Raw genomic sequence first — 14,987 nt, 5'->3', positions numbered from 1 at the left:
ATTTTATTGCGGGTTAAATTATACCCTTATGGGTTGTATTGCTCCCCATTAAAAACGCTTTTAGTGAAAACAGTGCTTTTTTTACCCTGTTTTGGCCATTTTCTATGGTTGGCCTTATTTTTGCAGTAAGAAAAAGCTCCCAAAAAATTAATCGTTTACGACTTTTTACAAGAGCTAAATTTAATCTGAGAAAATATCAGATTTAAAGTAATAAAGGAGTGTTCTCTATAGCTAAGAGAACGGAGTTAAAGGAATAATTATGAATATTATTGGCAGTAATATCAAAGGGCAGTCTCAGTCGATTAAATGCCTTAGAACGGCCATTGAAACCATGGCTCAGTATTCGGCTCCTGTATTAATAACTGGTGAAACTGGTACAGGTAAAGAACTTGTTGCCAGAGGGCTGCATTACGGTGGTAAATTTGCCAATAAACCGTTTATTGCAATTAATTGTTCTACATTCACAGACGAGCTTTTTGCTAGTGAGTTGTTTGGGTATCGTAAGGGAGCTTTTACCGACGCTAAATCTGATAAAGAAGGACTTTTAGTCTCTGCAGCCGGTGGCACCATTTTTCTAGATGAAGTGGATAGTTTATCACCAAAATCTCAAGCCGCTTTGCTTCGTGTCATACAAGAATCTGAATTTCGTCCAATCGGTTCAACAACGGTTTTAAAAACAAATGTCCGATTCATCGCTGCGGCTAATTGCAATTTAGAAAAAAGTATTATAGCTGGTGAATTTCGTCAAGATCTCTATTTTAGGCTCTATATTTTATCGGTAAGTGTTCCTGCTCTTAGAGAAAGAAAAGAAGACATTCCCCTGTTGGCTGAGCACTTCATTCAAAAGTTAAACACTAATTACGGTTTAAATAAGCAGGGGATAACTAGCCGTTTATTAGCCAAATTTCAAACTCATCACTGGCCAGGTAATGTGCGGGAATTGGAGAACACGATTCATCGCTATTATTTGTTAGCGAAATCCGAATATCTTGATGAAGCTGTAATGGTAGATGCTATGAGCCAAGCGACACAAGCGACACAAGCGGCATCAAATGCTGAGCTAAACACGCCTAGATGTGTAGGTTTTTCGGAAAATCAACCTATGGAGTTTGTCGAATCAGGTATTGATAATCAAGAATCATCAGCTGTTTTATCGAGTGACGATAATACGCTCTCAAACGAGCTGGAATCGGGCTGCCTCAATTTTTCTGATGCCAAACGCCAGGCTATAGAAAACTTTGAAGCGCGATTTGTTTCAAGGCTTTTAAAATTCACCGAAGGAAATATCACTAAAGCTGCGACTTTATGTGGTAAGGAACGTAGAGCCTTTGGCAAACTGGTAAAAAAATACAATATTAAAAATCAAGAAATCAATCTTTATTAACGGTTAAATATCAATGTTTAACTCGTCTAATTATTCTTGGTTTTTTTAATCTCTATTAGAATCACACATTAAACACCTATCTGGTCTATTGAAGGCGGAGCGTATTATCCGACCTGAAAACTTATGTCTTGCCACTTAGCTACTAAACCCCCTTTTGGCCTAGGAACTTCAATTCATTGCATTTTAATTAATACCACTCAATCTGCGGTTTCATAAATTTACCCGCTTACGCCGGGGTAATTGCAACCCTAATGGGGTTTTCATGAACCGTATCAATCCATTCATCCTAGATGATATTTAAAAATAATATCTTATAAAACAATGGAGTAGGGTTTTTCTATGTGAATCATAAAAGTTGGCACCCCTAATGCTCTAGTAAGGATCAATATATGCAACGAGGTAGTCTAATGAGTATAAGCTACCACTATCAAACAGATGTGGCCTTGTTAATAAAAAACTATTTAAAAAAGCATCCGGATAGTGAAGACACCGTCATTGGTATCACTGATTGGTGGGTCAAACAACAGAAATTTGTTGATTCGATGGCGGCTGTTGACTGTGCGTTACAGGTGCTTGAGTCGCAGGGGGAGGTTAGCTCTGAAGAACGAAATAACGAAACTTACTTCAAGTTAACCAGAAAAGGTTCATCAAAACCCCCTGTTAATTCACTTTAAGAATTGGAGATTAAATTTTGGAAAGTAATCAGAAAAAATTAGCCAGGGTGCGATCACCAAGAGTACACATCACTTATGATGTCGAAATAGGTGACGCCATCATTCAACGCGAACTACCACTAATTGTAGGTGTGCTTGCAGATTTATCTGGTAAGCGCAAATTTGAACTTCCACCCGTTAAAGAACGTGAATTTGTTTTTATTGACCGCGATAACTTCGACGAGGTAATGACTGGTTGTGGTGTGCATCTCGCATACAGTGTTCCTTATGAAGAAAAGAACGAGACAGGAGAAACTGAAACTAAGAAGTTTGGTGTCACATTAGACTTCAAGAGTATTAGTGATTTTGAACCTGTTAGTGTTGTGAAGCAAATTCCATTTACTAACTTATTATTTGAATCACGCAACCGCATTCGGGACTTCGTTGCCAAACTCGACGGCAACGATCCTTTAGATGAGATTATGTCTGAGATTTTGCGTGACGATACATTGCAAACCGAGTTGAATACGGCATTCGCTGAAGCTAAGCAAGCATCTATGGACGATGAGAGTATAGATGGCTGGGATGTGACTGTTTGGGAGAAAGTGGAGCAAACGGAGCTAATTAAGCGCATGCTTAAAGAAGGTCGCATGGCGTTAGACGACACGCAGGTGCCTTATGCTATGCAGCTTATTGGTGAGTTTTCCGTCACTATGCTACCTTTCAAACCTGCTGAACCGGAAGAAGGTAAAGATCCCGTTTACCCATTTGCTTCAGATTTAATGACAGACAAAATATCAGATATCGACAAACAGCTCACTGATAAGGTGAATCTGGCAATGCATGCGCCTGAATTCCAGAAATTAGAAGCTAGTTGGCGTGGTCTGAACTTTTTGGTGATGAACACTGAAACCAGTGAGACCTTAAAAATTCGTCTGCTTAATATCAGCCGTAACGAATTGCTCAAGGACCTACAAAAAGCCGTCGAATTTGATCAAAGTGCTTTATTCAAAAAGGTCTATGAGGAAGAATTCGGTACTTATGGTGGGGACCCATTCTCCTTCCTTGTGGGGGATTTTGAATTTGGCCGTCATCCTGAAGATATGGAGTTACTAGAAAAAATCTCAGGTGTGGCATCCTCTGCACATGCGCCATTTATTTCTGCGGCATATGCTAAGTTATTCGATATGGAAGATTTCTTTAATCTTTCACAGCCCAGAGATCTTACCAAGATTTTTGAAAGTGCTGAATTGGCAAAATGGCGTAGTTTCAGACAAAGTGATGATGCCCGTTACGTATCACTGACAATGCCTAAAGTATTATTACGTCTACCTTATGGCCCAGACACTGTGGTGGCCGAAGGATTTGATTTTCGTGAAGCCGTGGACGGCTATGATGCCAGCAAATATTTGTGGGGAAACCCAGCATTTGTTATGGGGCAGAGGATCACCAATGCCTTTTCTAAGCATGGCTGGTTGGCTGCTATCCGAGGAGTTGAAGGTGGTGGATTGGTAGAGGGCTTACCTGCTCATACTTTTAAAACCGCCGCTGGTGATGTGAAAATGACCTGTCCAACTCAGGTGCAGATCACAGATCGGCGTGAAAAAGAGCTTAACGATCTCGGATTTATGGCCATTTTACATCACAAAGGTGCAGATAAAGCCGCGTTTTTTGGCGGCCAGACCACTGGACAGCCGCAGAAGTACAATACCGATGCTGCTAATGCCAATGCTCGAATATCTACTATGTTGCCGTACGTACTTAATGCCTCGCGCTTTGCCCATTACATAAAAGTCATCATGCGAGACAAAGTCGGTAGCTTTATGACGAAAGAAAATGTCTCTGACTATTTAAATAACTGGATCAGTAACTATGTGTTGGTAGACGACTCTGCACCACAAGAAATGAAAGCCAGTTACCCGTTAAGAGATTCACGAATTGATGTCACTGACGTTCCTGGAAAACCTGGCAGCTATCGCTCTGTTGTGTTCCTGCGTCCTCACTTCCAGTTGGAAGAGCTAACGACATCCATCAGATTAGTTGCGGAATTGCCATAAAGTCAAAACGCATAGTGATAAATTTAAAAGAGGAGTAAACAATGGACTTAATATTACTGCAATTCGGTGTTGCTGAGTTTGGATATGGTCCAAACACCGATGGTACAGCCTTAGGGTCGCTTATTGATGGTGAAGCGGGCGGAGGTGATGGCCCAGCATGGAGCGCACTTACCAGCAACGCGGGTGGTGCACAGTTCAACTGGGAAAATTGCGTTGAGCTGGTATCAATAAATCAAGGTCTAAAACAACAAGTAACTACCGATGTGAGCAACAATGCCCGAACCTCTGGTCGACCAATTATTACAGATTTTACGTGTGTGAAATACGTCGATCACACGTCTCCTAAAATGTATGACTATTGTCTCAGGGCTAAGCCTCTAGATGATCCAACCTCAAAGACGCCTACCATTATTTGGGTGCTTAGGAACTCAGGTGATCAATTCAATATCATCATGCGCTTCGAATTACGTTATGCGCTGATCAGTGAAATTCAGTATCAGACTCACCCAGATGATATGCCGACCGAACAGTTTAAACTGAACTTTACAGAAGTAGGGTGGCACCATCAGATCCAAGGTTCAACTGTCGGTAATGTCGGAGGCTTTACAGCCGCCGCATGGAGTGTATCGAAAAATCGTCCTATTGCTGCACTGTCTGGTTGATTGTAGATGCAAATTACTCCTGACATGATGCCTCAGTTTCAAAGATCGTCAGGCTCACCCCCTTCCTACAGCGAGATGAGTAAATGGGTAAGGCATTTTTTGAAAAATTAACCCAAGCGGGAAGGCCTGTTAGCAACAAAGAATCCGTTATCAACAATGTTGAGCGTATTTTGAATTACGGTGGTTATCTGGATGCAGGGGTGGATGCTTCGGTTGGTCCAGCCAACTCCAGGCTAAAAGGCATTTATCGTACCGGTCTGGTGGCTGTAGTTGATCAGTCGCTGGATAACAAAGATCAGATTACTCAGTTTCAGTTGGAAATGGTCAGGGTTTTAAAAGCATTTGAACCAAGAATTAAACAGGTTGAAGTGGTCAATATTGGACAAATGGAACTTCGTTCTAGGTGTCAGCTTAAGATCCAGTTATCTGACGAAGATTTTGAGCAGGAGTTTGTTTTTGGGTGATTGATAAATCATCAAAGGTGAGCAAATCCATTAAGTTATCGGGATATATATGTTGCAAAACTACACCTATTTTCAGCAGGAAATGCGGTATTTACGGCAATCAGTGGAAGCCTTTAGCCGCACTTATCCAGAAGTAGCTGCTGAGTTAAAACTCAGTGCCGGTCGCTCTAATGACCCACACGTAGAACAAATCATACAGTCATTTGCCTATATGACTGGGCGCTTACGTAATGACTTGACTCAACAACGGAATCAGATCCCAAATCAATTACTTCATAGTCTGTATCCAAACCTGATGCGCTCAATTCCTTGCATGACAGTTCTTCAGGCCAATATAGAACCTGATGGTGCTAATTTTGTTAATGGCTATTCTTTTGATAAAGGTCGTCAATTTTTGGGGACAGCTTCCAGAACGACTGAAACCGGTGAAAAAGAAGACATTGAGTGTCGTTTTGTGAATTGTTATGCGTCGCAGTTATGGCCTCTGGAAGTAGCCAATACTGAAGTATTACCTAAAAATCGTGTTGCAGCAGTTCACAACCTTAAAATGCAGCGCAGTCAGACATTTCAGTCTGTCATGTCCATTAAAGTCAAAAGTCGTGGTACAGAGCCGGTACACCAATATCCTATCGACAACCTGCGCTTTTATATTTCTGATGTCTCGCAACGGGCCAAACTGTACCAGATTCTCTGCAACAATTTGGTGGGTGTGGCAATTCGGGTGGGTGATGAAGTGATAAGGCTCGATAATGATACGCATTCAGTTGCCGATGTGATCCAATGGCAGGGCTTTGCAGATGACCAAAACGTATTACCAGATGATGCAGGCAGTCAAAGAGCCTACAGACTTTTGCAGGAATATTTTGTCTTTATCGAAAAATTCTATTTTTTTGATGTATGTGGAATCCAGGCCGCCAATGCGCTTGTTAACGCACAAACTGATTTTGAAATTCTGTTTTTGTTGGAAGCTTCTCCAAAGTCGGTAGCATTAGATGAAAAATGCTTTGTGCTAAATTGTTTTCCTGCCATTAACCTTTATGAGAAAACCTTCAAGCCCATTCAGTTACGACACAATCAACATGAATATCGAATATTAGCTTCAGAAGAACACTATTTACATTACGAAGTGCACAGCCTAATGGAGGTTAAAAGCATTTCTTATTCTGGCGAAGTTAAGACATTAAGCCCATGGTTGGGGCCTAACGGAAAAGCAAATTCCAGACAATACTACGTCACTCGGCTAACCGACTTGTTAACGCCGGGTGAGCGCGGCTGTGATACCTATGTTTCCATTTATAATCCGGATTTTTCCCCTACCAATCCAGTAGACCAAACCATTTCAGTAAGGGGGCTATGCAGTAACAGGCGATTACCTGAAGCTCTTCGTGAAGGTCAGAAGTTACAGATCCTAGGATCAGGTCCTATGGCTAATGCCAGTATTTTAGGCATACCCAGCAAATTTAAAGGGGCCAGTTTAGCGGGTGAAAATAACATTAAACTGCTGTCTCAGTTATCCCTTAATCTAGACGCACTGGGTAGTGGAAAAGACCGACTGGCGATCCTAAAACAAATTTTACGTTTGTACTCAGACCCTTATTCCGTTTCTCATCTGCGCCAACTTGAAGGACTCGTAACTATGGAATCCAAAGCCATTGTGAAGCGTATTGGCGGTGAGATGTGGCGTGGGCATTGTCGGGGTACGCAGTTATCTCTGGAAATTAATGAAGACTATTTTTCTGACGCGAATCCGCTGCTATTGGGGAGTGTTCTAAGCTATTTCTTTGGTCTGTACACCACATTGAATCACTTTGTGCAGTTACAGTTGATCAGTGATAAACGAGAAGGAGTGTGGCAGCAATGGCAACCGCGCATTGGCGAACAGGTTATACTGTAGCCGACCTTTTTTCCTTACCAGATGCCGATTGGTCATTTCATCAGTTGGTACGTTTGCTACTGGGTATGGGTATCAATGATTCAGCTATCTTGGAGTCGCTACAGGCTAAAGTCGATTTTAAAAGCACATTAAGCCATAGCCTGCCACCTGGTGAAATTCGCAATGTCATTATTGCGGAAAATACCAAAGATGATGGCGTTAGTGAAAAGCATAGAGTGGAATGCGCACACTATAATCTTACGGGCATTGATGGGCCGCTGGCAGAACCTTTTTTAGACATATTGCGTCAGGATGTACGTTATGGTGACGGTGCCATGGCGGCCTTTATGGATCTGTTTAACAACCGTATACATGCCTTGCGTTATTTTATTCACGCTGAAACCAATTTAACTCTTACCAACGGCGATGCGGCCAATAATTTTGTCGGTCAATTCTTATTGGCATTGAGTGGTCATTATTATCAGGAGCAGCGTGATTTTCACGGTCAGTTGGATGACACCCTTTTGTCACTGTCGGGTCATCTTGCCAATTGCCGAATGAGTTTACCCATAGTACGTAAATTGTTTCATACCGTTCTGGGGCTTCCAGTTATAAAAATGAATTCCATCATTGGCCGCTGGTTAACTGTTCAGAAAAGTGATCATACTGTGATGGGACAGAGCAATTGTCGTCTTGGGCAGGAAGCTACATTGGGTAAACGCATATGGGATCAACAAGCAGTATTTGAGTTAGTACTCGGACCTATGAGCCTGCAGCGAAGAAGTCAGTTATTGCCGGGAGGAGTTGAACATCACAATTTAAAAGATCTAATCGCATGGATCAGCGAAAGTCGTTGTGATTGCAAAGTGACCCTAGATTGTGAACCGGATGCCGCCCCAGAAAAAAATGCCACTACTCTAAGCTGTGATTTAAACCTTACTAATCGTCTGGGTTATGGTGCTGCGCTAAAAAGTGATGCTCCTAAAAGCTGTCAGGTAAGTTTTATGTTGGATTTGGTGAACTGATGAACAAACAAGCATTAGCTCTATACATTGGCGTAGTGTTACTGCCGTTATTAGTGGTGGGCTGCAGCAGTATTGATAGTGCGGTAAACAAAATTAAAAAGGTGGCGGACGAGTATGTGCCTCTTTATGAATATAAATCCACAGATTTGGAGAAAATGTGGATCCAATCGGACGCTAATAGCAACCAAAACCTACCCACTGCTGTTGACATTCTTTTTATCTACGACCAAAAGGCGGCCGATACTTTATCAGCGTTAAGTGGCCCTGATTGGTTTGCACAAAAGCGTGCATTATTGCTTAAATATCAGGCTAGTATACTTATCACTGCACTTGAAATTGTCCCCCAAAGTTCAAAACAGACAGTGACCTTGCCCGATAAATTCTATAACGCCATTTCAGTACTTATGTTTGCTAACTATCTTGCACCGGACGGTCAATACCTGGCAGATATCACTCAATATTGTGAGTTAAAAGTCACCTTAAAGAACAAAGGTTACATATTAGAGGAGCTTAATCCATGAGCCAGAATTACTTACATCAACATGGGCCGCTACCTCTATCGGTATGTTGGCATGAAGGTATGTTATTGTCGCCGCAGCATTTTCAACAAGACCACATTTTCTGGGAAAGTCAATTGCAGTCATTTGCCCAAAATGCAGGCCCATATCGCTGGGGAGTTATTAGTATGAAGCTGGATGAAGGCCGCTTGCTTGAAGGTGAGATCTATATCACCGAATTGCGAGCTGTAATGCCTGATGGACTGCTAATCGATTACAAAGAAATAGACACTACGGCATCTGGTCGTCCGCCACTGCAATTGGATATTAGTGACTCAGATGAACTACTACAAAACAATAAAGTTATGGTACAACTTACGGTACCTATACGCTTACCTGGAAGTGCTAGCAATAAGTCTGATATACAGCGTTTTCTAGTTGTGGACAGTGATCCGGTTAAGGATGATAACACCGGAGAGGGGGAAACTGATTTACAACGCCTGTTACCCATTATGTCACTACAAGCGGCTAAAACCATTAATAAACAATATGTTGCCTTGCCTTTGTTTGAAGTACTGTTTACCGATGGCCCGCAATATAAAATTAGCGATTATTGTCCGCCCATGTTGAGTATTAATGCAGATGATTTTCTGAAACTAGGCAATAGAGAGCTAATACCAGATGATGATGAAAAACACCAAAAGGACGCGGAGTTTAACCGGATTCCATTGCAGAGGCGACTGCAACGTGTTGCCCTGGATATTCGCAAAAAGGCCAAACAGCTTGCAGGATTTTCTGAAGGTGGCGACGAGCAGTTTGGATTGCGCGTAACAGAGCAGCATCGCCTGTGGATCCGGGCCATGGTGCAGCACTTGGCTGAATTCGAACTTGTAGCCGACAATCCAGTTTGCTCCCCTTGGCAAACTTATCAGGTGTTAGCTCGTCTCATTGGCTCGATGAGTGATTTGGATGCTGGGCTAATCCCACCTAAATTGCCGCGCTATCGTCATGAGGATTGCTGGAACAGCCTGGAATTTGCTCTAAGATACGTTAATAACCGGCTCAAAGATGTGAACGTCCGTTATACCTCTTTGGCGATGGATGAAGGTCGCAATGGCATTTTCTCGATCATGTTCGATAAAGCCTGGGATGAACAGGATTTACTGATTGAACTTAAACCCCGGCCCAACCAGAGTGTGGAAGATCTCGAAAAATGGATGGCCGATTGTCGTATTGCATCACCTAAAATTCATAAAGAATTGGCGATGAAACGCATTCTTGGGGCTTCTACCACGCCCACTGAAAGCGATGATGCAACAGGAATAACCTCCATGGCAGGCCATGCTCTGTTTTATATCAAGTTTGATGCACAATTTATTAAAGTGGGGCAGCCGCTCACCATTGTTTGCACTAATGGCAAACTAAAACATCATCAACCCAAACGCATCATGGTGCACTTACCGCATGAGCCAGGTTTAAAAAGGGAGCAGGAATAATTTTATGAGCGTTGCGGCTTTTAATCTAGTTAACCTGATGAATGAGTTTTATCAGAAGATAGCCACTATCAAAAAGTGGATTGCACAGGACCGTCTGGCGCTTGAAGCCAAAATCATTTTGCGTTTGCAGGAAGCTCCCAACGATAACGAAATTGCCACAGCCATCAATCTCATACTTTCACAATGGATAGCCCAAAAGCGCCTATATTGGAAGGATAACCGTCTTACCGACCGTCAACTTGAGCTACTAGATAAAGCCTGTTTTGCCATGTGTGCGTTAGCGGATGAATTATTTCTTTTGCAAATAGATTGGCCGGGAAGTGAGCAATGGAATGAAGCCTTATTAGAAGATCATTTTTTTCAGAGCTGCTCGGCTGGCGGCACTTTTTATCGTGATGTCGATGACTTATTGGCAGACGGCACTTATGACGAAATGGAAATGCAGTTGGCTGCTGTTTATTTGATGACGTTACGATTGGGGTTTGCGGGAAAATTCCACGATAATCAGGAGGAGCTGACTAAATACCGCCGTAAGCTGTTTAATATTGTGGCGCAAAACCAACCATCTGCCAGAGAAATCATCCACCAGGAGGCCTATGAACATTGCCTGGTTTCTTTGCAGGAACAGCGTCTAGCACCAATATCCAATTGGCATCGTGGCGCCGTTTATGGATTAGCTCTTTACATCATCATTGGCATTATCGCCTGGTTGGCACTAAATCACGGGGTGGACAAATGGATTTCCATCTGAGCACCTTAATGGGGACGATAAACCGATGGTTGTACAATCTTTTTCATAAAGTAAGCCATAGTATTGGTGAATTATTTGAAGCCCTGATAGAAAGGTTGTATCCGATAATCGAACAGTTAAAACCCATCTGGCAAGATCCGTTATGGCAAGCGCTGACCGTGGTGTTTGCGTTAGTACTTACTGTTTTATTAGGGGTGTGGTTATTTAAAAGGCTGAAGGGTGTAACCATTAACAGTGCCATGCTGTTGGGCAGATCAGGTAGTAGGCTGTTTAAACTGGTGGCTGGCCCGCTGAAATATCTTGCTTGTGCCATTAATAAACGGTCGGTTAAAGTCAAAGAAAAAGAAAAAGAAAAAGAGAAAGAGAAAAGCAGCAAATTCAATTCTTTCCTGCAAACCCGTAAAGCCATGAACGCCATTCAGTATTTAACGACCCAAAGAGAGTGGCGTTATAAACTTCCCTGGACATTACTTATGGGAGAGAACGGCAGTGGTAAAAGTCAATTAATTAATGCGGTTAAAAAAGGTCGGAGGACGAATATTCTCCCAAGAGAAAGACGATTAACGGGTGCGGATAGTGGTTGGAATTTTTTCGATCACGGGGTCATCATCGAACCTGATAACAACAAGTTTCGGTCACTGCTGGGACAGTTACAACTCTACCGACCAGAGCGACCTATAGATAATATCATATTGTGTATATCCGCGAAGACCTTATTGAGCAGGGAATCTCCGGCAGTTTTGGAAGAGTTGGGTGAGCAGCTCTTTCAGCAGTTATGGCAAACCCAAAAAATATCCGGTTTTATCTTACCGGTTTATTTGTTTATTACCCATTGTGATGAAATTGAAGGCTATAAAGCCTTTTGGGAAGCACATGGCGAAGCGGTGGAAGAGCAGATGATTGGCTGGTCTAACCCTTATCGCCTAGATATCGGCTTCAACATGGATTGGATTAAAGAAATTTTTCAGCAATTATTGCAGTCTTTGCAAAACGCGCAATTGAGCGTTGCTGCAGGTGGTAAAGAAATCTCTGACATTGACAAATTTATGTTATTTCTACATGAGTTTTCTAAACTACAAGCTCCGTTGGAGCAGGTCATGAAGTCGGCCTTCGCTCGCAGCAGTCTACAAGAAGCACTGCCCCTAAGAGGCGTTTATTTTACTGGTAAAATCAATGAAAATCCGCAGTTTGTAGAAGATGTGTTTCAAGAGAAAATTTTTGCTGAAAAGAACCTGTGTTCGATTTTAGAAAAACGCCGTTTCTCCAGTAATAAATTGCTACGCCGTATCCAGATAGGCATTGTCACAACAGCTTTGTTATTAATAGCCAATATGGGGTATGAAATCGTACAACTCGAAGAGTTTAATCAGTTCAGCGTAAACAAACTGCAAGGACTAATACACATTGATCCTGACTGCACTGCCCAAGGAGCTGACACCTATCGACTATTAATGGGTCTGAGCGACATTGGCGATGGTTATGATTCTCTGGCCATGCCCTTGTCCTGGTTTGATTATGACGAAAACCAGCAAGAAGGTCTTGTAGCCACTCATTTGTTTCAGAATAATTTGTTCCACAGTATGGAATGTCGCCTGAAACAACGAGCCGAGGCACTTATTGTCGAAACGCAAACTAAGATCCCTGACGCTGAATATTCGGTGTTAAGAAAGCAATTTCATTTGTATCAGATGCAGCTCATCTCTTTTGAAAAAGCACTTTCGGATTTCATGTATTTATCCGGCCCCATAGAATCAGAGCCAGGTATCGGTAAACGTTTTGCCGATTTACTTAACTACCTTTATGACAATAAGGTTCCTAAAGGCGTCAACGTAGACAGTGAATTGATTGTCGGTGCAATACAAGCAACAGACTATGATGTGGAAAAATTGCGCAAAAGCAAGGATTTAATCAGCCGCAAACACAGCACTCGCTATCTAAATGAACTGTCTGAAAAACTCCATGAGGCATTACTTGCCCACGTAGAAAATGTGCCTGTAGACTCCATTCAGAATTTTACAAGAGCGACCAATAACGTTAGCAGAGATATGCGATTACCACCTTCGAATATCCAGGCTGGCATCCGCGAATTTCAACTGTGGCTGAAAGTAACCAAAGAAGACTGGTTGGCAACATCACCACAAAATAGTCCTTGTGGCTTACTTTTGGAACAAATGCAGATCATGAGTGATGACTTGACCGATTTTGGTTATGACAGTGATCAATTAGCACGTATTACTAAGCGATTTTCGCAGCCTGACTGTGATGAAGTCGTGCGAGATGAACTCTTAGGTTTAACAGTTGCCCCTTTCGGTGAGTTATTTCGCACTGATGTCCAGGCTCTGTTAAGCGAATCTCAAGAGCTAAAAAACTTGATCGCGATACTTGGAGATATTGCAAAGCTATCTTTCGTGAAGAATGCTTACGCACCGGTGGTGGATTCGTCTGAAGGTATTGTTTTGTGGCAGGTTGCCCCGTTACAGCAATTAGTTGATGTGCTGTTAAATTATCAGGCCTTCACATCTCAACACGGTCACTCCGGTTCATTTAACAATGCGTTGCAGCAACGTTTACAAAATGTCACCCGCCGTCTTCTCAGTGAAGCAATGATCCGGCCATCACAACAGGTACGTCAGCCTAAGCCTGTAGACGATTTAATGGCATACCAACAACATGCAGTAAGCAATGCAGTTAATAGCTTTAAAAGTGTCCGAGAACCGCTATTACAGGTGTTGGCTCTGCTGCAACAACAGGGTGATAACAACAATGTTTTGTGGCTCAATCAGCAGGTACAGGGATTTGTTGGGCAACAGCTAGAATTATTAGAGCAGTTGGTGATGGAATATCATTTGTATCAACCGGTTGCTTCTCCAGAATGGCAAAAACCACACTTTACCCAAGCTATGTTTAATTTGGGGGATGATAAAAAAATCCAGGCCTTCTTGCTTAATCAGCGTCAGCGCTTGAGCTATTTCGCCTTTAATTATGCACAACCTCTTATGCATTACCTGCAAAATAGTGAAAGTGGCCTGAGTGATATTCTAGTGCAGCGCTGGCAGACTACCTTGCAGGATTTAGCTAAATTTGATCGGGGAGAACCTAATAATCAAGTGGCGTTACTAGATGATTTAATCGCTACCAAACTGGTGCAGATCACCGACAACCAGTGTCCAGACAAAGGACACTTTGACGTGTCCCATGACAATTTAGGTTGGTTCGCCTTTCGGCGGGATCAAATAGAACGCCAAGTGAACTTACATTGTGCCTCAGCCGATAAAAAAGCCATTATCAATCGCTATATGAGGGTGTCAAACCTGTTTAATACGATGATAAGTGGGTATTTTCCCTTTGCAGATGTCAGCCAAGCTGGGGTTAAAGATATTAAACCTAAAGTGCTGATGGACTTTCTTGAGCAATATCGGTTGATATCCACGAATCTACTCTCCGATCTCACTAGTATGATGCAAAAAGACGACAGTATTCCCCGAGCCTGGCGCGATTTCATTGTGAAGATGGATGGCATTAGCAACTTCTTTTCCAGTACCTGGCAAGACAAAGCCAAAACTTGGCAGACAAGCATTGATATTAACTTCGACGCCCTAGGTAATGTTGCAGGAAAAAGAAACCAGGCCAAAGGCAGTAACCAGGTAATTGAATGGTCAGTGCAAAGTGGCAATACCCTGGCCAGTTTCCCTAATGGTGCCAAGGAAATAATGTGGCAACCTGGAGATCCCTTGGTTCTTAACTTACGCTGGGCCACCGGTTCGGCCTATTTACCCCTTGGACAGCCTGATAACAGAATCACCAGCGACCAATTTGTGGATCATAAAAAGCTGACTGCTACTTTCCAGAGCAAAGGTAATTGGGGCCTATTTCAATGGTTGCAGGAATACGGCTTGGACCTGATTTCGCTTAATAACAACGAGCACTTACTGTCATTTTACGTACCTGTAGCTATTAAAGGTCAACAACCTCATTTGGAAGGTCCAGCCTATGTCAGCCGTTCAAACTTAATGATTCAGGCAGTGTCGGAAGGTGCGAAGGGAGAGTTAGTAGCCATCCCAATTCCTCATGAATTTCCGGTTTACGCGCCGGGGCTCAACGAATGAGCATTAACCTAATTTTTAG

The 14,987-nt window shown here is 42.5% G+C and carries 11 protein-coding genes; all 11 read left to right on the top strand.

The window, feature by feature from the left end; all coding sequences use genetic code 11:
• Positions 1-259 precede the first annotated feature (259 nt).
• The 11 genes from QQK06_RS18840 to QQK06_RS18790 all read left to right on the top strand — a co-directional run bounded on the left by QQK06_RS18840 (position 260) and on the right by QQK06_RS18790 (position 14,968).
• Positions 260-1,384 carry a sigma 54-interacting transcriptional regulator gene (locus QQK06_RS18840; protein ID WP_284246368.1) on the top strand — a complete coding sequence of 375 codons (1,125 nt, stop codon included), beginning with the start codon at positions 260-262 and terminating at the stop codon, positions 1,382-1,384.
• Positions 1,385-1,791: 407 nt separating this feature from the next.
• Complete coding sequence (locus QQK06_RS18835; RefSeq protein ID WP_284246366.1) at positions 1,792-2,058, top strand: hypothetical protein; 267 nt, start codon at positions 1,792-1,794, stop codon at positions 2,056-2,058.
• Positions 2,059-2,075: 17 nt separating this feature from the next.
• Positions 2,076-4,094: a type VI secretion system contractile sheath large subunit gene (tssC, locus tag QQK06_RS18830; RefSeq protein WP_284246365.1), complete on the top strand. Its 2,019-nt coding sequence runs from the start codon at positions 2,076-2,078 to the stop codon at positions 4,092-4,094.
• A gap of 41 nt (positions 4,095-4,135) precedes the next feature.
• Positions 4,136-4,756 carry a type VI secretion system tube protein Hcp gene (locus QQK06_RS18825; RefSeq protein ID WP_284246364.1) on the top strand — a complete coding sequence of 207 codons (621 nt, stop codon included), beginning with the start codon at positions 4,136-4,138 and terminating at the stop codon, positions 4,754-4,756.
• Positions 4,757-4,839: 83 nt separating this feature from the next.
• Entirely contained in the window at positions 4,840-5,220 is a 381-nt protein-coding gene (locus QQK06_RS18820; protein ID WP_284246363.1) for a GPW/gp25 family protein, read from the top strand.
• A 49-nt stretch (positions 5,221-5,269) separates the two neighbouring features.
• Positions 5,270-7,114, top strand: coding sequence for a type VI secretion system baseplate subunit TssF (gene tssF / locus QQK06_RS18815; RefSeq protein WP_284246361.1), 1,845 nt, complete (start codon positions 5,270-5,272; stop codon positions 7,112-7,114).
• A complete protein-coding gene (gene tssG / locus QQK06_RS18810; RefSeq protein WP_284246360.1) occupies positions 7,078-8,118 on the top strand; it encodes a type VI secretion system baseplate subunit TssG in 1,041 nt (346 codons plus the stop codon). Before tssF ends, tssG begins: the two co-directional genes overlap by 37 nt.
• Positions 8,118-8,639 (top strand): hypothetical protein, encoded by a 522-nt coding sequence (locus QQK06_RS18805; RefSeq protein WP_284246359.1) that lies wholly within the window; start codon positions 8,118-8,120, stop codon positions 8,637-8,639. The genes tssG and QQK06_RS18805 overlap by 1 nt, the downstream gene beginning before the upstream one ends.
• Entirely contained in the window at positions 8,636-10,111 is a 1,476-nt protein-coding gene (gene tssK, locus QQK06_RS18800) for a type VI secretion system baseplate subunit TssK (protein ID WP_284246357.1), read from the top strand. Before QQK06_RS18805 ends, tssK begins: the two co-directional genes overlap by 4 nt.
• A gap of 4 nt (positions 10,112-10,115) precedes the next feature.
• Complete coding sequence (locus QQK06_RS18795; protein ID WP_284246355.1) at positions 10,116-10,862, top strand: DotU family type IV/VI secretion system protein; 747 nt, start codon at positions 10,116-10,118, stop codon at positions 10,860-10,862.
• On the top strand, positions 10,847-14,968 hold the full coding sequence (locus QQK06_RS18790; protein WP_284246354.1) for a type VI secretion system protein: 4,122 nt from the start codon (positions 10,847-10,849) through the stop codon (positions 14,966-14,968). Before QQK06_RS18795 ends, QQK06_RS18790 begins: the two co-directional genes overlap by 16 nt.
• Positions 14,969-14,987: the final 19 nt, after the last annotated feature.

Source organism: Thalassotalea insulae (assembly GCF_030161395.1).
In the GTDB taxonomy this organism is placed as follows: Bacteria; Pseudomonadota; Gammaproteobacteria; order Enterobacterales; family Alteromonadaceae; genus Thalassotalea_E; species Thalassotalea_E insulae.
Note: the sequence above shows the minus strand (reverse complement) of the source record. Positions and strands in the feature narration are given on the sequence as shown.